Origin of the sequence: Oceanospirillum maris DSM 6286 (genome assembly GCF_000422865.1) — a bacterium.
GTDB classification, from domain to species: Bacteria; Pseudomonadota; Gammaproteobacteria; order Pseudomonadales; family Halomonadaceae; genus Oceanospirillum; species Oceanospirillum maris.
The window spans coordinates 251,292-269,032 of the sequence record NZ_AUGW01000007.1 but is presented as its reverse complement, the minus strand read 5'-3'; the positions used below and the strand labels follow the sequence as shown (position 1 = coordinate 269,032).

The following is a 17,741-nucleotide window of genomic DNA, read 5'->3' as shown; positions in this document are numbered from 1 at the left end:
TTTTTAAGTAGTAGGCAAACTTGAACACTTTAGCGTAGCGGTATATTTCGTAAGTGCATATCAATGGCTTCAATCATTGACTTGGTAAGCGGTAAATGCGCTTTTTCTTTCGCCCAGATTTCATGAAAGCCTTCCACGGTTTGCTTGGCAGTATCTAACACCAATTTTTCTGGCAGCATGGCTTTAGCGGCTAGATGTGATAATTCATCTAAGGTGAAGTCACGGAATTTCTTGCTACGGCTCACCTTCAGCGACGCACTATCATCGGGGATATAAGGAATGGTCGAGACAAAGTCATAGGCAGGCGCAATCGATGCTGTGCGCTTGTCTTTGTAAATCACAGACCAATTCTTCAGATGCATATCCGCATTGCCAATTAGGGTATTGAACACCAATCGACGCGTAAATTCTGCAATGTCTTCGTCTTGACCTTCGATGCCGATAACCTGAGCAATATTGCGCATACTGGCTTTTTTGTATTTATCTTGAGGGTATACACCAAACACTTGCGCAAAATCTTCAATATGTACAGCTTGATCACCTGCACGATCAAAGCGCTTGATCACAAACGCACTGTCACCAAATTTACCAATACCATCTGGGATATTAGCAATCTGGTTAATCGGGAGTAGCTGCGTCTCTGGTACATCCATTCCCAACATTCGAGCCAACTCCATCATCGAATATTCATTTTCTGGCACAGCGTCAAATCGAGACGATGGCAATTTCACTATCCAAGAGCCACCTTTACCAGTTGCTGGAACGGTCAAACCACCGTTTGCCTGTTGTACGGCTGAAAACTTCAACTGCACACCTGCTAATGAAAAGCGCATGGGTGCTTCAACTTTCGTCTCATCGTCAATGTCTTGATGCGCATTAGGCGGCAGCGCTTCGCCATCAGCAGGTTCAACCGTGATCGCGCCTGCTAAATCCTGGCCTAATACCCACAATAGAAAAAACTCACGCGCTGGGTTCACACCAGCACGCTCCGCTAGGTAATTTCGCATGGTTTCTTCTGGCAAAAGGTTAGAGAAAAACGGAGTTAACTTGGTTTGGGTCGGTTTGAAGTTAGTCAGCAAGCCACCTAGCGAATCTTTAAAACCCAGCCCTAATACGGGCCGTGATTCATGATTAATGTACGAATCCATAAAGGCAAAAAGCGCTCTGTCATTGCCCACATTGGTGATCGTTGCTATAGGTTCCCCGTAGAGCAACACGTTAAGCGTAGAGACATGGTTAGTCATTGTCGTCTTCCTCTAACTGATATGCAGGCGACATTGCCTCACCTTCATCGCTGATCCCTTGGCTGCTTCGAATGATCGACTTAATGGCAGGTACAGATTTTTTTGGCGCAACCAATAGCTCTAGGTCGAGCACACGGGCAAGTGCTATCAAACTGGACATTCTTAAATCAACACCACCAGACTCGATTTTCGATATGTGGCTTTGAGGCACACCCGAACGCGCGCTCAGTTCTCTTTGGCTAAAACCTCTACCTACCCGAGCTTCTCGAAGGCTTTCTAGTATCTGCTCTGTTACATAGCTCATTTTGATATACTTTAATGTATCAATTAGGAATAATTATATACAAAAACATATCAATCAAATCCAAAAAACACAAGGATGATTAGCTATTATGTATCATAAAGTACTTTTTGATATGCAATTATAGATAAATCATTAAATGTACGCTTAATTACTGTGAGCAGATGGGACAATGGGGCAACACCTGATATACCAAGTTTTAGAGGGTGAATAAGAGGAAACTAAACTACCCCAAGAAATGAGGCAATAGGGGATGCGGTAACAACTCCTAACCGCATCAAAATGCTAAACCTGCAAAAGTCTCAAATTGGGACTACCATCTGTTTCTGAGAAACATCGCACTATCAACCTTAAAAACATTTTGGGAAGACAGCCCAGAATACATTGATGCGAAATGTAATCCTCCCATTTTTAGCAGGTGCCAAAAGTAGAGGTTAAGCCGCCTTCATGGGTGGCCTGCCACCATTGGCTTTGTGGGAACCCTCATGATTGTAAAACCAAAGCCAGCGTGTTGCATAATCCTGAACTTCTTCCAGAGTCTCGAACAGGTGTTTACTGACCCAGCTGTATCGCGCTGTCCTGTTAAAACGCTCGATATAAGCATTCTGCTGAGGCTTTCCTGGCTGAATATACTCAATACGGATTGAGTGCTTACGTGCCAACTCCGTAAACTCACCGCTGATGAACTCAGGGCCATTATCGCAGCGGATAACACTTGGCTTACCTCGCCACTCGATGAGCTGGCTCAGAGTCCTGATCACTCTTATCGTGGGTAACGAAAAGCCCGCCTCAATCGTTAAGCCTTCACGCCGAAAGTCATCCAGTACGTTGAAGAGGCGGTATGTGCGCCCGTCTGATAGTTGATCACGCATAAAGTCCATCGACCATACTTGGTTCTGTCGCAAAGGTTGTTTCAGCGGTTCTGGCTTATGTCGGTTTAATCGCTTGCGTGGCCGTATCCTGAGGTTTAACGCGAGTTCGCAATAAATCCGATAACACGTTTGTGATTCCAGGAAAACCCCTTCTCATTGCGGAGATAGTCAAAACAGAGGCCAAAGCCCCAGTCCGATTCATCTTTTGTCAGCTGGATCAGCCAGCTGGCGATCTCCTCATTCTCAGAATGAAGTCTCGGCTGATAACGATAACAGGTTTCGCTGATACCAAAGGCATGGCAGGCCAGCCTGATGCTGACACCTTATGTTGCGACGACTTGCTGCGCCATCTCCTTACGACGAGACGGCTTTACCACTTTTTTTGCAAAGCTTCTTGGACGATCTCAGCCTTGAGTCGTTCCTCAGCGTACATTTTCTTTAAGCGGCGATTTTCCTCTTCCAGCTCCTTCATGCGAGCCATCAAAGAAGCATCCATCCCGCCATATTTTGCCCGTCATTTATAAAAGGAGGCGGAACTCATGCCGTGCTCACGACAAAGCTCAGGAATAGGTGTTCCAGCTTCGGCTTGTTTCAAAATCGCCATAATCTGGCTATCGGTATAACGTGACTTTTTCATGCAGAATCTCCTGCGTATAGGTTACGAGAAAATTCTACTTTTGGGCACTGCTACTTTTGGGGGGGGATTACAACTCCACCTAATGCCAGTAGTAAGTGTAACAGCTTTATTTTCATCAATTTTCCCTAAGCTAGAAACCAAAAAATACTGTTGATACAAGATATTATGCGTCTTAAATCGAAAATACTTATATTATATAACCTATTCTTACACTGAACGTCTAAACTGGAAACTGAAGGATAATGCAGAATCATCAGCATACCCAGCTATATCGCTATTTTCTTATACGGCTAAGAAAGCAGACATTTTTGAACGCTTTCGTCTCGATAAGCGATTGAGTAATCTGAAAACCGAATTAAAAAAGGAGCCAAATGGCTCCTTTAACCCACCGCTAATTTCGCTGCCTGCTTCCACATAAAGCTTGGCATCGGCTCTCGTAGTCGCCACGTGATATTCATGGGCTGACTGCCGGTATAGCTGACGTAATCAATTTCACCGTAGTTCACAAAACCCATTGTGCGTCCATACTCATCCCTTGGCTGCTCTCGGACAAACAGAAACAAGCGCTTTCCGGTTTCACGATGTTCAATATAACTCAGGCCAACACCAAGATCTGTCCTTGCAGCATTTTGCGATTGCCAATGGAAAAGATCTTCGCTGATCGCATAATCGTGATACATGGTTGTAGGCGAAAACTGCTTTTCATTTTTATTGAGTGTGACAAACATCAGTTCAATATTCTGCTCTTCTATAAAATATAGAGCTCTTCCAGTTCAATATGCGGATTCATCTTCAGAAAATTGGCTAAGGTCAGCGGTAGGTCTGCATCATGCTGGAACTGGCGAATCATGCTGATAAGTCGCTTTAGCGTCAGGCTGGCTTGGCGGATATTGCGCAACACCATTTCTTGCGTGCGCTTAGACAGCTCGACTCGACAGCCCGGAGGGGTGTGCGGGAAACCCTCTTCAATTTCTTTGCTGATCGCTTTATTAGTTTTACCCACAAGGGCTCTAAATTTATGGGAAAAATCATATTCAGGGCGCGAATTACCAACAAAGTCCAGAATGGTGCAGCACTCTTTGTCATCGGCAAGACGTAATCCACGACCCAGCTGCTGCAAAAATATAGTCAAACTTTCCGTCGGTCTCAGGAACAGCAGAGTATCCACTTCTGGGATATCCACCCCCTCCATTGAAGATATCAACCACAAACAACACCTTGATCTCACCGGAACGAATCGCTTGTTGCTTTTGCTGCCGTTCAGCGCTGTTATCGCTGGTTAATAGGTCACTAGGAATGCCTTTCAGCAAAACTGCTTACACATAAAGTCAGCGTGCTCACGGCTGACACAAAATGCCAACGCTTTCATATCCAAAATATCGGTCACAATCTCCCGTAAGCTTTGCACGATTTTATTTACCCGCGCCTGATTGTGGATATAAAGATTCGTCAGCTGTGAAATGTCATAGCGTCCACGACTCCAACTGATGTTTCTTAGATCGGTTTCATCATCAATACCAAAATACTGAAACGGACAAAGATGACGACGGCTAATCGCCTCGGGCAAATGAATCTCGGCAGCAATCACATCACAAAAGTCTACCAAAATGTCTGAACCATCATACCGCTCTGGAGTGGCAGTTAAGCCAAGCAGACTCATACAAGGCCGTTAGGATTTTGCCCTGTGTATCCAGCAGGTTGTCTTCAAAGAAGGTGTCGTCTTTCAGCTTATCCTTTAGCCAGTAAAGCAACTGGTTAGAAAGCTCAATCTGTTTCTGCAATCGGTCATCTTTATCCGGAACAGCATTAACCACATATTCCAGTACGCGGCTTAAAAACCGAGAAAGCCAAACCGCCGCATCCGCCTGTTCAAGTTCGCGCTCCCCCACATAAAAAGAGTCACGATCAATTTAAGAGGCTATCAGTTGAGTAATAAGTTGTTCATAAAGGCCTGATTGCTGCATAACCGATTCATCTCCCTTGAAAAGTATTATTCAGCATCTTACTCGCCCAAGGCTTCAAAGTCTTTTACCGACCCTGTACCTAAATGCGCAGAATAAAAACAAAGGCTGAAATCTTTCAGCCCTGATCCTGTTTCAAACCCATCACACAATCGGTAGATAAATATCATCTACTCTGGCACATCAGGTAAAAATTTCTTAAATGGGAAACTATAGAAGCCTGTTTTTAAAATAGCTAGAGGCGAGTTCGGGTTTGTATATTCTCGATTACCATGCCTCGCATCCGCTGTTGCCTTAGCCCTTTATGCTGCAATAAAATCTTTAAATAAGCGCCTAGCTCTGGCGTTAAAGTGTTATTTTTTGATGCTGCAAGCGCCTCTATTCTTGGTAAAAAATCTTGTTGTTTCTCAGGGCTCATCCCAGGGGATGCGTGGATGGAAAGGGTAGATAATGAAGGTAATGCAATTCCCTGATACCCCTCAAATAGAGCAATACTGACTCCTTTAGGGTCAAAGTCGCCAAAGTAAATAATCGGTTTAATACTGTAATCATCGATGTCGTCGTAATGACTTGAGCTCAACCAGGCTTTTTTTAAGGCTGTAGAGCCTTGCGTATAGAGGCTATCACCACGATAAATAACTAGATCTGTCGAGGAAAGACCAGCAAGAAGCCCCTCCTTCTGAAAGCTCTCTAGCTCATAAAAACAGTCAAGGTTTTCTACTACAATTAAACGACTAAAACGGCTAAAGTCTAGCTGTTGCCACTCAATATCAACTACTTCAACTGAAGTACCGAGTGCAATTTCTTGCTGCTGATGTAATCGTACAAGTATACGATTTTCCCTAGGTTTAATACCTTGCTGCTTATCTTCTTGGTCGCTGAACTGAGCCTGCTCAGTACGGGAACTGGTTTTTAACGTTTGTCGGAAACAGAGTTGCTTTAGCTCGATCTGTTTTTGAGCAATGGTATCTAGCAAATCTTTGGTTAGTAAAAATTCAGGTAGGTTCAAGCTATTACTCGCAATAAGATCTAGAGCGATACACCACCGCAGAACTTCTTGGGCGCTTTTAACTTTTGTTTTAACCCATACTCCCTCGGGTTGCTGCTTTGCATCTTTGGTTCTTAGCCAATGTCGAGCTTGGCCGCTAAGTGGATCAAAGCCAATCATTATTCGCTCCAAATCAAGCCCGTAGCTGTATATAAATATCGTGAATCAGCATCAGTTGGTTAGCCGCTGATACGGGTTTCTCTTCATTACGCAGGCGGAACATGTTTTGTTCATGTCGGGGTAGTGCTTGGTAGTCTGCCATAATTTGATACAGCCAGATTTCTCCATCCCACGTTAGGGCTTGTTGTTCTAGATAACCTAGGGCGCTAACGGGGGCGCTGTTATCCACAACATGCAAATAAAAGTTTTCCACATCCTGTTTTAAGGCTTGCTGACGAGCGGCAATCTCTTCATTAACAAATAGCTCGGCAAAGTTGGCGCTGTGCTGTTCCGGCAGGTTGAGTGAAGCGGACTTTGGTAAATGGTGTACCAGCTCCGCTAGGGTTTGCCGTTCATGGGTGCGGTCTAGGGCAATACTGCCTTTAGGCTGTAAATGAGCCGCTTGATTAAACAGTACCGGAACCTGCACACGATTGGGATAGTCTGCAGGGTGGTAAGCGGGATGCTGACGAAGATAGGCCACCATGTTATTAATTAATAATGATCGTGATTGCTGCTGGCGAAATTTGGCCAAAAGCCCAATCAGGCGCTTCTGTACTTCTAACAAACTACTGTGATGGGAGCTAAGCTGGCTTTGCAGTTGGCTAACGAGCAGTTTGCGTAGATGACTGTTGCCTTCAGACAGCTCTATCAGGGTGTTAAAGTCGATAAGCTCTAGGCCATCTAGAAGGCGACGCAGCTGTTGCTGGGCGCGCTCATTCTCTCGGATTTTATCGTTTAGGCTGCGGACAAAACCAAAATCACTATTTAGGCGATTCCAAAGACTGTCGATTGCTTCTTCAAACTGACCGCTCATATCGTGAACTTGTTCGGTCAGGCGCTGTAGCTGGGTCTCGGCAATGCTGTAATCGCCCTTGTGCTGCGCTTCTTTATAGGCTTGTACGCGGTTATGGATCTGTTCCAGCTTTTCTGCCACATCGGCGTTAACCTGTCGGCGGTTTTCATCCGCCACCATACTGGCGATTAGCTCACTCACTAAGGGGCGCAGCATCAGCGGTTGCTGTTCATCCGGTCGCCAAAGAATACGGGCGGCCATCAGTTTTTTTAAGACGCTATCGCCAAGGGCGCTTTCATCAATATATCCATCAAGATAACCCTGCATCAGAGCCTTATGATGCTTGCCCAGTAGGGCGAGTCGATCAGCGCCAATGGCAAAGAGATTAGAGGTTAGTGCTGTCTTTGATGCCGCCATTAGATCAGGCTCTCTTGGGCCGGTGCATCATCCACGGGAAGGTGTTCTTCATCTCGAATAAAGCGAATAATATCCAATAGATAATCGATTTTTCCGGTAACAATATAATATTGACGATCACCGTGGGGTTGTCGCAAGTAGCCATGCTCTTTAAGACGACGGAAAATCAGTTTTACCTGTTGATCCAGCGCTTCACTTTGGCTGTTAAAAAAACGATCGGTTGCCAGTGTATTAAGGCGTTGGCGTAAGCTTTGGTTATCTTCTGTACGCAGTACAAATTCTTGCAGCTTGATGGTATCCCCTGCGGTCAAAGCGCTATCACGGCCTAGGGTTTCCTGTATTAGCTGCAACCATTCTAGTACGGGTAGTAGTGACTGTACCGTTAAAGCAAACTGGCTACTAAGGTGCTCCCGCGCGTCTGGGGTTAGCTCGTGGTAGGCCAGAAAATACACACTACGCTCATCATTGCTAACGATCCGGCGATTAAGCGGGCGTAAATAATGGTTAATTGCCAACTGTGTTTGTTCATTATTTAGGTGACGAAACCCATCGCTATCACTGATCTCACAGATAAAGTCACCGGCTAATAGACGTTCGAGTAAAGGGCCGTGTTCAATCATCTGCGTGGCTCCTGCGGCAAGGTCGTTGATGATGGGTCAGCTGTTGATGATGGGCTAGCGGATAAGCTGGCTTCAGCATCGGAATGCTTGGCAGCCAACCGTTCGGCTAGGCGACTAATTTTTGGCTGAATACGTTTAAGTTGTCGTTTGCTGGGATCTTGTTGGTTTGGCTCAATCAGATAGCGATGCTGGAATAGCATTAACACGTCGGATTCTGGGTTTGGAAACGCACCAACAATCACAATACGATTGCTGCTACAGGCTTGGAACAGCTTTTCGACATTGTGGTAGGCCAAGGTGCCAATTTCATCAATCGGCCAGTGCAGCGTTACATCGCTTTCGCCTCTAAGCAAACGGGTAAAGGCCAGCAGATACTTGCACAAAATAAGATAGGCCATGCCGTGGCTGGAGGATTCGAGTAACTGGCGGTCGTTTTTAATCACCAGATCAGAACCACCTTCACTCAGGTGCAACTCCAGACGCAGCAGCGACTCCATAGTGTATTGCTCATCGGAGCGTAACAACTCAACCACATCCGCTAGAGCATTAAGATACCCGTCTGTCGGTAGTGATTTTCCAGAGCGCTGCCATTCATCAAACCGCTTGGCAAAGCGCTTAAGTGGTCGCCAAAAACCAAGCTCGTCAATGGTCGATAATATGCGAACTTCTGACCGGCTGATGCCTTCCAGTATAAGATCATCGGCGACGGCCTCACTTAAACGCCGACTTTGTAGGGCAATACGGCGATTAATATCGCTAAACACGGCGAAGAACTTTTTCAGGTCACCGCCAATGTTTTCACCCATTTCTAATAGCTGTTGCTGCTGATCTTTTAGGATATGCAGTAGGTCAGCCAAAATAGGCAGTTGCTCGCGCTTACTGGCAAAGTCTGGCAACTTACTTTTTTCATGTTCCAGCCGATCCAGAAACTCTTTACCGGCATCTTTGCTCAATAACGCCTCAAAAAGATCAAGACGGCGGCTTAATTCGCTATCCAGTTTACTGCGCTGATCAAGAGCTTCATTCGCCCGAGACAAGCGCTCCGCAAGATCTGCTGATTCAAGTGGCTGGGTGAAGGGCTCTGCAAAAGGTTCAACAAAAGGCTCTCCGATAAGGCTTAGCTCATTCAGTTTGGCAATAATAGGTCGCAATTGGCTGAGCAATCCATCCGCTTTTTGGATCTGTTCTTGCTGCTGGCCCTTGCGCTCATCCAGGGCTTTGCGGTTTCGGGTAAAGTCATCTTTAAGCTGCGCCAGCTTTTGTGTCAGTTCCCGCTGCCGCTGTTTTAACCGCGTTTCCTGTGCCAATAGCTCTGGGCGGCGCTGCTGCCAGTCCAGTTGCATAAAGTTTTGCCAACCTGTTAGCTCATCTTGGCGATCTTCAACGGCTTTAATCTCATTTCTAAGCTGCTGCTGGCGTTGTTTCAGGCCACTCAGGCGTTTAGGGTCGATCCCCTTTGCGGTTAATTCTTCATCAAAAGCCTGTTGTAATTCTTTTAGCTGGGCTTTGCTTTCATCCCGCTTACGGGCAAGCTGATGTTCCAGTTCGCTAATTTGATCATCGATGGCTTGTAGCTCCGATTGCCACCCTGACTTTAGCTCTATGCGCTGGGCTTGATGATCATCGTTCATGCCTTGAAGGTCACGCTGCTGCTGGCTTTTTAAGGCTTCAAGCTGCTGTTTTCGCTCTGCTAGCTCGCTACGGGTTTTAGCCTGACGCTGTAGCGTTAGCTCCTGCTGTTGCGCTTTTAGTCGATCACGGGCATCCCGAGCATATTCGATATTGCTCTCATGTTCGGTGCTCTGCCATTGCACTTGTTCAAGCTGTGCGCGAATCAGTTCGGTCTGTTCGTGCTGCTCTTTTAGTACTTTTTCCCCATGAGCACGCTGGCGATTGGCCTCTTCAAACTGCTGTTCTGCCTGTTGAATACGGTGCTGAATCGCCTCTTCATCTTGAGCGTAATCTGGCACGTCAACATTATGCAACTCTAGTTTTAAGCCATAAAGAGTATCGGTTAACACGCTAAAATGGGGCTGTAGGTCTTGGCGCTCTAGCAGGGCTTCATCCAAAACTTTACCAAGGCTTTGTTCCCAGCCTTGATAGTTTTGACGTAAAAAGTGGCGCAGACTGCCGTGCTCTGGGGTTAATTGACGCTGAAGTTGCAGCCGTGCTTGTTCCGCTTGATTTGCTTGTTTTCGCTGCTGTTCAAGGTTTTTATTCGCTTGATCCCGCCGTTCTCTCGCCTGTTGCAGCTCTTGTTGCACCCGCGGTAACTGGCGGCTATGTTGCTGGGCTTGGGCTTGAGCCTGCTCTAATCGAGCTTCGGCAGTACGCAACTCATGATGTTCGGCATCAGTTAATGGTGAATGAGTGAGTTCACTTTCCAGCACCGCAATTGCGCTGCGGTATTCGGCGTCCTGCTCAGAGAAACCCTGCTGCTGCGCTTGAAACTGCCCTTGGAAACGCTGATCCAGTGCCGATAAGGTGTTGTCCTGCGCTTCTCGAATTTGGTCTTTTTGTAACTGAAGCTGTTTTACTTTGGCGCTATGCTGCTGGCTTAGGCGCTCAAGGCTCTCTGAGAGCTTAATTTTACGTAGATCTAACTGACGCTCCAGATCACCATGCTGTTCAGCCATTAGTTGATACTGCTCTTGCAGCTCTTGCAGATTCTCCCGTGATAACGGCAAAGCATCGCTATCCCGCTGTAACTTAGCCATATCTCGCGCTTCGTAACTATCGTAGCGGTTCTGCATCTGATCAAGGCGATCTGTAGCTTCTTTTAGGTCGTACTCTGTTTTGCTCAGGCTGCTATTCAGGTCTGATTGCTGATCATCAAAATGATCTTTCAGTTTTTGTAGCTCACCACGCAGGGCATGTAGAGTCTCTTCACTTTCTGCCCGAGACTGTTTCTGAGCCTGTTCATCGTTTTGTAATAATGGCTGCAGAGCCACAAGTTGTGATTCCGCGCCTTCCAACTGCTGGGCGGTCTGTTTCAGGTGGTCAAAATCCTGCTGTAATTGACCCAGCTTCATCGACTGGCGCATTTGCAGAATCCAGTCCCGGGCCTTGGTATTTTTAACTTTTGTGGTAGGCAGGGTAACGCCGTCTTCCTCGAAAATAGCCGCTAACATCGCCTTTAACGTGTCCATTTTGCCTTCTTTGGCATGAACCGCGCTAACCAGCTTCTCAATATGACGTAACTTATGATGGCCGCTAACCAGACTAAAAGTGGCGGCTAAGCGGCGTAGCTTAATGCTCTCAGCGTTGTTGCCCCGCAGGGCTGCAGCATCATTTTGAATAATACTGCGGTATTCACTGGTAGCACCAATTTTAGCGGAGAACTGCCCCGCCGCCTGATGCCGCATAATACTGGACCAGTCACCATAGCTGTAAGCTTTAACGCCACCGTTGTCATCCTCTTGAAGGTAATGCGCACTATCGTAGGGAATACCAACAAAACGGTACTCAAGGCCGCCATCACTTTTTTTTGTTAAAACGGCTTGGCAGATATCGCCTTTGTCTCGACAGTATTCGTAAACGATATAGCTGTTGCTGTAGGGTAGGTAAAACTCATCAAATTTCTTGCGGGTTTTCGGCACAACACGGTTAGGCAGCTCGCCATAAAAGACAGGCACAAGACGTTGTAAGGTTGTTTTCCCGGATGCATTGGTACCGCAAATATTGGTGTGTTCATCCATCTGTATTTCCACAACGCCGGGCAAATGGGTGTGGATAAGAATGATACGGAGGAGTTGTGACATGTCGCATCCTTTTGGTGATCGTTCTGTCGCGCCGGCTTAAATGATATTTTCGGACACAATAAGGCTGGGCTAACGGTTTTAAGCTAACGGCTCTTCTTTTTGAAAATCCAGTCGCGCCGGAGCCATACGGACACGATTACGGCCACTATTTTTTGCCTCATACAGGGCAATATCCGCTAGGTTAAGCGCGGTTTCCATCGTTTCAGAGCCGGTATTGATCTCGGTAACGCCTACGCTTACGGTGAAATATAAGTCGGGTTTATCTGAATCTAAAAGTACGACTTTATGCTTTTCAGCGGTTTGCCTGATCTGCTCCGCAATATCCATAGCTTGCAGCAATGCAGTCTTAGGTAGCAGGATTACAAATTCTTCACCCCCAAAGCGCGCAATCAAATGACCCTCTTGGCTATGGGTTCTTAGAATATTTGCTAGGGCGATAATCACCTGATCACCGGTTTGATGGCCGTGGGTATCATTCACTAATTTGAATCGATCAATATCCAAAATCATTAGGGATAAAGGCGTTGCTTCTTTTTGCGCCTGTTTAAGCTGGTAATTCGCTTCAGTATAAAAATAACGCCGATTATATAGTTGAGTCATAGAGTCCGTCACGGCCAGTAACTTTAATTCATCCTGTGACGACTTAATCTCCTCAAGCATTCTGATCCGATAAGAAATAATAAACGCCAGCATTAGGGCTTCTAACATAATGCCGATACCAACGCCGTGGCTGGTTATATAATTAAACTCGATTAAGCCTTTATAGAAGAGTACGGCAATGGTGCTGAATCCTACGAATAAGCTATGACCAAATAAGAAGTACTTTGCAAAGGGATGACCTTTTCGTACTAAAGAGATGCTGACAGAGATAGTCACCAGCATCATTAATGCCGCCAATGAACTGGCAGGTTTTAGAGCATTAACAATATCAAATAGGCCATAACAAAAATCGAGCCCCAAAAACAGCAAGGTGCCTTGTAAAAAACGATGCTCTATTGGGTAGTGTTCGGCTGTTTCAAAAATATCCATCATAAAAAGGATGAGAAACATCGGCATAGCGATCAAGGACAGGTGTAAGGGCAAAATGCCAGCCCCATAAATATTAAAAAAGTTGGCTAATAACCCGTAGGAAAGCGCAATCCAAATACCACCAGAAATCAGGTAAAGGGAATAGAAGACATTTTCATTTTTGCTGGAGGAGAAATAGATCAAGAAATTATAAATAATTAACGCCAGTAGGATACCAATCATCAGCGCAATATCGTTATGGGTGCCGATCAACTCCCGTCGAGAACTATTCTCATCAAGCAGTAAGAGAGTAAACCACTGGTGCGAGAAAGAAATCCCTTTTACATATAAGGTTTTGCTCTGGCCAATATCTAATTCAAACTCAAAAATAGCACTCCCGCGATACATCAAAGGGCTATCTTCGGCTAAATCTAGGTCAAGTACCTGCTCTCGAATCAAAGAGCCTTGCTCAACTTCATATAGGGTAATCAAACGGTTGTGATAGGCATAAGGATGATGCAAGAACAGTCTTTTTTTCTGCGCGCTGGTGTTTTTTAGCAGAATTTTTGACCAAGTGGTTTTTGCCCCCGTCCCTAAAGAAAGTTTATTGCTGGACGGTATAAATTTCTGCTGCTGTACCCGCTGAAAGGATAAAGACTCATTGGTATCAACAAAATAACCCATAGAAAAATTGAGAGAACTCTTCCAATCTTCGCCAATTTCTATTGGTTGAATAGCCTGATTAACACTCGGTTTTATATCTGAGTTTTTTGTCGAAGCTAAAGCCGTTACCATAAATGCTGAATTGAATAGTAATACCGCCCAAACAATCGCTGCCACATATCCCGTGGTTGCTCGCACGAATGACTTTAATAATCCTTGCATAGCGATGATTCCGTTGTATAGACATGCCCTCATGAGAACCTTCTTCATAAAAACCTTAACTTATGGAGCTCATGTTGAATTAAGGCGGCATTAAATAATGCTTGAGTCTAGAGAGTGGTAGCCAAATTCGCTTTAAATTTATCTGAAAATACAGTTAAGCCACTGAGTATACCAGCACCAGATGAGCAATATATGACCTTGTCTTTCAACCGAAGTCTGAAGGCTTGGGCTGCAAGTCGTAAAATGATGGTCTAACGATCCCTAGAGACAGTCGCATCTATCCTTCAATACCGATAAAATCCTTATTCAGATACAGGTTTTAGGAATCAGCAATGTCTCAAGCAGTCCAGCCAAACAGCACGCAAGGTACGCTTTATATTGTTTCTGCGCCTTCTGGGGCAGGTAAGTCCAGCTTAGTCACAGCACTACTGGAACAGACTCAGCATATTAAAGTGTCGGTTTCCCATACGACCCGCGCACCACGACCCGGTGAAGAAAATGGTGTGAACTATAATTTTGTCTCCGTCGAGCAGTTTAAAGCCTTGATGGAAGAAGAAGCATTTTTAGAACACGCCGAAGTCTTCGGTAATTTTTATGGTACATCTCGCCCTTGGCTAGCGGAGCAATTGGCCGCAGGCACCGATATTATTTTAGAGATTGATTGGCAAGGTGCGCAGCAAGTTCGCCTTTTAATGCCAGAGGCCATTGGCATCTTTATTTTACCGCCATCAAAAGAAGCGCTACAGCAACGGCTGGATAACCGTGGACAAGATTCCGATGAGATTATCGCCGGTCGAATGGTTCAAGCGGTCAGTGAAATGTCACATTATGACGAATATGAATATGTCATCATTAATGACCGCTTCGAAGTCGCCTTAAATGAACTGCGATCTGTTATCATTGCTCAACGCCAGCTACTGAAGAATCAACAACTGCGACAGAGTGCTCTGATCAAAGATCTCTTGTCTTAATCAGACCTAAGCATTGCTCTGTTCTTGTCAAAGGTTGCTATTGTTCTCTTGTCATAGAAAGCAGTAATTCAGTAAACTGGGCGATTCTCTGCTGGTTGTAAATTTTATTTGGGGATACCAAATGGCTCGCGTCACTGTTGAAGATTGTTTAGAAAACGTAGAAAACCGCTTTGAACTGGTTATGGTTGCCAGTAAGCGTGCTCACCAACTGAGCACTGGCGGTAAAGATCCTATGCTGCCATGGGAAAACGACAAGCCTACCGTTATGGCCCTGCGTGAAATCGCAGAAGGTCATGTTACTGGTAAGCTGCTGCGTGATGCCAACGCAATCGGTCGTGAATTCCAAGGTGACGACGAGGAGTAAGTCGCTTATGTTGGCACAGATGAAGACACCCTTTACGGCGGCCCTAATGGCTAAAAAAGCTGAGGAGCTGAACTGTGTCAACTATTGAAGACTTAGTGGATCGTATGCGGGGCTACCTGAAACCTGAAGAGATTCAGCAGGTGCGCCGCGCGTATTTTTTTGCCGAGCAGGCCCACGATGGTCAACGCCGCCGCAGTGGTGAGCATTATGTAACTCATCCTCTGGCGGTAGCGACTATTCTTGCTAATATGCACATAGACCATCAAAGCTTGATGGCGGCCATGCTGCATGACGTGATCGAAGATACCCCCGTCACAAAAGATGCCCTAGCCAAACAGTTCGGTGATACCGTGGCTGACTTGGTTGATGGTGTCTCTAAGTTGACCCAGATTCATTTTGAAGACAAAGCCCTTGCCCAAGCGGAAAACTTTCAGAAAATGGCGTTAGCCATGGCGAAAGATATTCGCGTAATTTTGGTTAAGCTGGCAGACCGTCTACATAATATGCGCACCTTGGGCGCGCTTCGCCCAGACAAGAAGCGCCGCATTGCCCGCGAAACCCTCGATATTTATTCTCCGATTGCGGCTCGCTTAGGGATTAATACCATACGGACAGAGCTTGAAGAACTCGGCTTTGAAGGTATGTACCCTATGCGCTACGAACGCCTAAAACGGGCGGTTCAAAAGGTACGTGGTAATCGTAAGCTTGTTATTCGTGAAATTAAAACAGCATTACAAGACTGTATTGATATCGAAGAATTAGACGGCAAAGTGTTCGGGCGTGAGAAACATTTATTAAGCCTGTATCGAAAAATGCGCGCCCGCCGTAAATCTTTCTCTGAAGTGATGGATGTTTACGGTTTTCGTATCGTTACCGACAAAGTTGATACCTGTTACCGGATTTTAGGCGCAATTCATAATCTTTATAAACCTGTTCCCGGTCGTTTTAAAGATTATATCGCCATTCCAAAAGCTAACGGCTATCAATCGCTACACACCTCTCTGATCGGCATGAACGGTATTCCTATCGAAGTTCAGATCCGTACTCGGGAGATGGAGTCGATGGCCAACAACGGCATCGCTGCCCATTGGCTGTATAAGTCAGGCCAGAAAGACCAATCAGAACAGAAAAACAGCACCCAAGGCATGACCGGTGCCAGCCATGCCCGTGCTCGCCAGTGGGTGAAAGGCCTGCTGGAAATGCAGCAACGGGCCGGTAACTCGTTAGAGTTTATTGAGCATGTGAAAATGGATCTCTTCCCTGATGAGGTTTATGTTTTCACTCCCAAGGGTGACATTATGGAGCTACCTTCTGGTGCAACGGCGGTCGATTTTGCTTATGCGGTACACACCGATGTAGGGAATTCCTGTGTTGCTGCCCGTATTAACCGACGTTTATCACCATTAAGTGCTCATATTGAGAGCGGGCAATCCATCGAAATTATTACCGCCCCAAGCGCTCGTCCTAATTTAGCGTGGCTAAGCTTTGTGGCAACAGCTAAAGCCCGTAGTGCGATCCGGCACTATCTGAAAAATCAGCAACGGGCAGAATCCATTTCTCTGGGTAAGCGCCTGTTAAATAAAGCGCTCGATGCCTTTGATAAACAATATGACGATATACCTAAAGCTCAGACTGAAGCCCTGCTGAAAGAGTTTCAGTATGACACCGAACAAGATCTGCTGGATGCTATTGGCTTAGGTAATCGCATGGCCTTTAGTGTCGCCCGTGCATTAATCGGCCAAGAAGGTAACTCTGCCGATCAAGAATCAAGCCCAGCTAAAAGCAACAACAAGCTGGCTATTAGCGGCACCGAAGGTATGGTGACCTCTTATGCTCGGTGCTGTCACCCGATCCCTGGTGATCCTGTTGTAGGCCATATTAGTAGCGGTCGCGGTATTGTGATCCACATGGATACTTGCCGTAATATCACTGATATTCGTGATGACAGCAATCGCTGCATTCCGATGGCCTGGTCCGATACAGTATCCGGTGATTTCACTGTTGTGATTCGTGTTGAAGCTGAGCACCAGAAGGGCTTTATCGCATCTTTAGCATCTTTAATTACAGAAGCGGATGCCGGAATCGAGAAAATAACAACAGAAGAACGGGATGCTCGCCTAACCATGGTTAATATTGAAATAAGCATCACAAACCGTATTCACCTTGCCCGCGTTATGCGTCGTATTCGTTCACTATCTAATGTTAATCGCATTATGCGCGCCCGCCGCTAGCCTTTGTCACTGTTTAAGTAAAAAATGGAGCATTAATAATGAGCAACAAAAGTGTTATCCACACCGATAAAGCCCCTGCAGCCATCGGGACTTATTCACAGGCTGTAAAAGCCGGTGATACCGTTTATATGTCTGGTCAAATTCCACTGGTTCCTGAAACGATGGAAATTATCTCCGATGACTTCGCCGAGCAGACCGAGCAGGTGTTCAAAAACATCTCTGCGGTGGTTGAAGCCGCCGGTGGTCAGCTGTCTGATGTGGTTAAACTGAATATCTACCTGACCGATCTATCTAACTTTGCCACCGTTAACGAAGTAATGGGGCGTTTCTTTAAGCAGCCTTACCCAGCCCGCGCTGCGGTTGGTATTTCAGAGCTGCCTAAAGGTTCTTTGGTTGAGATTGAAGGTGTCGTAGTACTGTCTTAGGCATACTGCCTTAGGCGTACGGCCTTAGGTTACCTACTCCT

15 protein-coding genes and 1 pseudogene are annotated in these 17,741 nt (G+C 45.9%); 4 read left to right on the top strand and 12 right to left on the bottom strand.

Annotated elements, in window-relative coordinates; all coding sequences use genetic code 11:
* Positions 1–29 precede the first annotated feature (29 nt).
* The 12 genes and pseudogenes from G517_RS0102800 to G517_RS17510 all read right to left on the bottom strand — a co-directional run bounded on the left by G517_RS0102800 (position 30) and on the right by G517_RS17510 (position 13,709).
* The gene (locus G517_RS0102800) at positions 30–1,244 is read right to left on the bottom strand and encodes a type II toxin-antitoxin system HipA family toxin (protein ID WP_028303135.1); all 1,215 of its coding nucleotides are present in this window, start codon (positions 1,242–1,244) and stop codon (positions 30–32) included.
* A complete protein-coding gene (locus G517_RS0102795; RefSeq protein WP_028303134.1) occupies positions 1,237–1,548 on the bottom strand; it encodes a helix-turn-helix domain-containing protein in 312 nt (103 codons plus the stop codon). The genes G517_RS0102800 and G517_RS0102795 overlap by 8 nt, the downstream gene beginning before the upstream one ends.
* Positions 1,549–1,979: 431 nt before the next feature.
* Positions 1,980–3,054: pseudogene (locus G517_RS17530) on the bottom strand (IS3 family transposase).
* Between the two features lie 380 nt (positions 3,055–3,434).
* Positions 3,435–3,782, bottom strand: coding sequence for a DUF3427 domain-containing protein (locus tag G517_RS20855; protein WP_028303133.1), 348 nt, complete (start codon positions 3,780–3,782; stop codon positions 3,435–3,437).
* A gap of 20 nt (positions 3,783–3,802) precedes the next feature.
* Positions 3,803–4,258 carry a hypothetical protein gene (locus G517_RS20850; RefSeq protein WP_211224223.1) on the bottom strand — a complete coding sequence of 152 codons (456 nt, stop codon included), beginning with the start codon at positions 4,256–4,258 and terminating at the stop codon, positions 3,803–3,805.
* A 99-nt stretch (positions 4,259–4,357) separates the two neighbouring features.
* Positions 4,358–4,714, bottom strand: coding sequence for a DEAD/DEAH box helicase (locus G517_RS20845; RefSeq protein WP_211224222.1), 357 nt, complete (start codon positions 4,712–4,714; stop codon positions 4,358–4,360).
* Positions 4,674–4,943, bottom strand: a complete 270-nt coding sequence (locus G517_RS20840; RefSeq protein ID WP_028303130.1) for a hypothetical protein — start codon at positions 4,941–4,943, stop codon at positions 4,674–4,676. The genes G517_RS20845 and G517_RS20840 overlap by 41 nt, the downstream gene beginning before the upstream one ends.
* A gap of 307 nt (positions 4,944–5,250) precedes the next feature.
* Complete coding sequence (locus G517_RS0102760; RefSeq protein WP_028303129.1) at positions 5,251–6,183, bottom strand: DUF7281 domain-containing protein; 933 nt, start codon at positions 6,181–6,183, stop codon at positions 5,251–5,253.
* 13 nt (positions 6,184–6,196) lie between these two features.
* A complete protein-coding gene (locus tag G517_RS0102755; RefSeq protein WP_028303128.1) occupies positions 6,197–7,435 on the bottom strand; it encodes a hypothetical protein in 1,239 nt (412 codons plus the stop codon).
* Entirely contained in the window at positions 7,435–8,055 is a 621-nt protein-coding gene (locus G517_RS0102750; protein ID WP_028303127.1) for a condensin complex protein MksE, read from the bottom strand. Before G517_RS0102750 ends, G517_RS0102755 begins: the two co-directional genes overlap by 1 nt.
* Positions 8,052–11,816: an ATP-binding protein gene (locus tag G517_RS17515; protein WP_084632027.1), complete on the bottom strand. Its 3,765-nt coding sequence runs from the start codon at positions 11,814–11,816 to the stop codon at positions 8,052–8,054. Before G517_RS17515 ends, G517_RS0102750 begins: the two co-directional genes overlap by 4 nt.
* 78 nt (positions 11,817–11,894) lie before the next feature.
* A complete protein-coding gene (locus G517_RS17510) occupies positions 11,895–13,709 on the bottom strand; it encodes a sensor domain-containing diguanylate cyclase (protein ID WP_211224221.1) in 1,815 nt (604 codons plus the stop codon).
* 332 nt (positions 13,710–14,041) lie between these two features.
* Between G517_RS17510 and gmk the strand changes: the two genes are divergently transcribed.
* The 4 genes from gmk to G517_RS0102715 all read left to right on the top strand — a co-directional run bounded on the left by gmk (position 14,042) and on the right by G517_RS0102715 (position 17,700).
* A complete protein-coding gene (gene gmk / locus G517_RS0102735; protein WP_028303126.1) occupies positions 14,042–14,680 on the top strand; it encodes a guanylate kinase in 639 nt (212 codons plus the stop codon).
* A 121-nt stretch (positions 14,681–14,801) separates the two neighbouring features.
* On the top strand, positions 14,802–15,044 hold the full coding sequence (rpoZ, locus tag G517_RS0102730) for a DNA-directed RNA polymerase subunit omega (RefSeq protein WP_028303125.1): 243 nt from the start codon (positions 14,802–14,804) through the stop codon (positions 15,042–15,044).
* Between the two features lie 74 nt (positions 15,045–15,118).
* Positions 15,119–17,275, top strand: a complete 2,157-nt coding sequence (gene spoT / locus G517_RS0102720; RefSeq protein ID WP_028303124.1) for a bifunctional GTP diphosphokinase/guanosine-3',5'-bis pyrophosphate 3'-pyrophosphohydrolase — start codon at positions 15,119–15,121, stop codon at positions 17,273–17,275.
* Between the two features lie 38 nt (positions 17,276–17,313).
* Positions 17,314–17,700 carry a RidA family protein gene (locus tag G517_RS0102715; RefSeq protein WP_028303123.1) on the top strand — a complete coding sequence of 129 codons (387 nt, stop codon included), beginning with the start codon at positions 17,314–17,316 and terminating at the stop codon, positions 17,698–17,700.
* The last annotated feature ends 41 nt before the right edge of the window (positions 17,701–17,741 follow it).

Excerpts from the sequence above, each read along its gene's own strand:
- G517_RS17510 (WP_211224221.1), bottom strand. The coding sequence starts at position 13,709 with ATGCAAGGATTATTAAAGTCATTCGTGCGAGCAACCACGGGATATGTG.
- G517_RS17515 (WP_084632027.1), bottom strand. The coding sequence starts at position 11,816 with ATGTCACAACTCCTCCGTATCATTCTTATCCACACCCATTTGCCCGGC.
- G517_RS0102755 (WP_028303128.1), bottom strand. The coding sequence starts at position 7,435 with ATGGCGGCATCAAAGACAGCACTAACCTCTAATCTCTTTGCCATTGGC.
- G517_RS0102795 (WP_028303134.1), bottom strand. The coding sequence starts at position 1,548 with ATGAGCTATGTAACAGAGCAGATACTAGAAAGCCTTCGAGAAGCTCGG.
- rpoZ (WP_028303125.1), top strand. The coding sequence starts at position 14,802 with ATGGCTCGCGTCACTGTTGAAGATTGTTTAGAAAACGTAGAAAACCGC.
- gmk (WP_028303126.1), top strand. The coding sequence starts at position 14,042 with ATGTCTCAAGCAGTCCAGCCAAACAGCACGCAAGGTACGCTTTATATT.
- G517_RS0102715 (WP_028303123.1), top strand. The coding sequence starts at position 17,314 with ATGAGCAACAAAAGTGTTATCCACACCGATAAAGCCCCTGCAGCCATC.
- G517_RS0102800 (WP_028303135.1), bottom strand. The coding sequence starts at position 1,244 with ATGACTAACCATGTCTCTACGCTTAACGTGTTGCTCTACGGGGAACCT.
- G517_RS20845 (WP_211224222.1), bottom strand. The coding sequence starts at position 4,714 with ATGAGTCTGCTTGGCTTAACTGCCACTCCAGAGCGGTATGATGGTTCA.
- G517_RS20855 (WP_028303133.1), bottom strand. The coding sequence starts at position 3,782 with ATGTTTGTCACACTCAATAAAAATGAAAAGCAGTTTTCGCCTACAACC.
- G517_RS0102750 (WP_028303127.1), bottom strand. The coding sequence starts at position 8,055 with ATGATTGAACACGGCCCTTTACTCGAACGTCTATTAGCCGGTGACTTT.
- G517_RS0102760 (WP_028303129.1), bottom strand. The coding sequence starts at position 6,183 with ATGATTGGCTTTGATCCACTTAGCGGCCAAGCTCGACATTGGCTAAGA.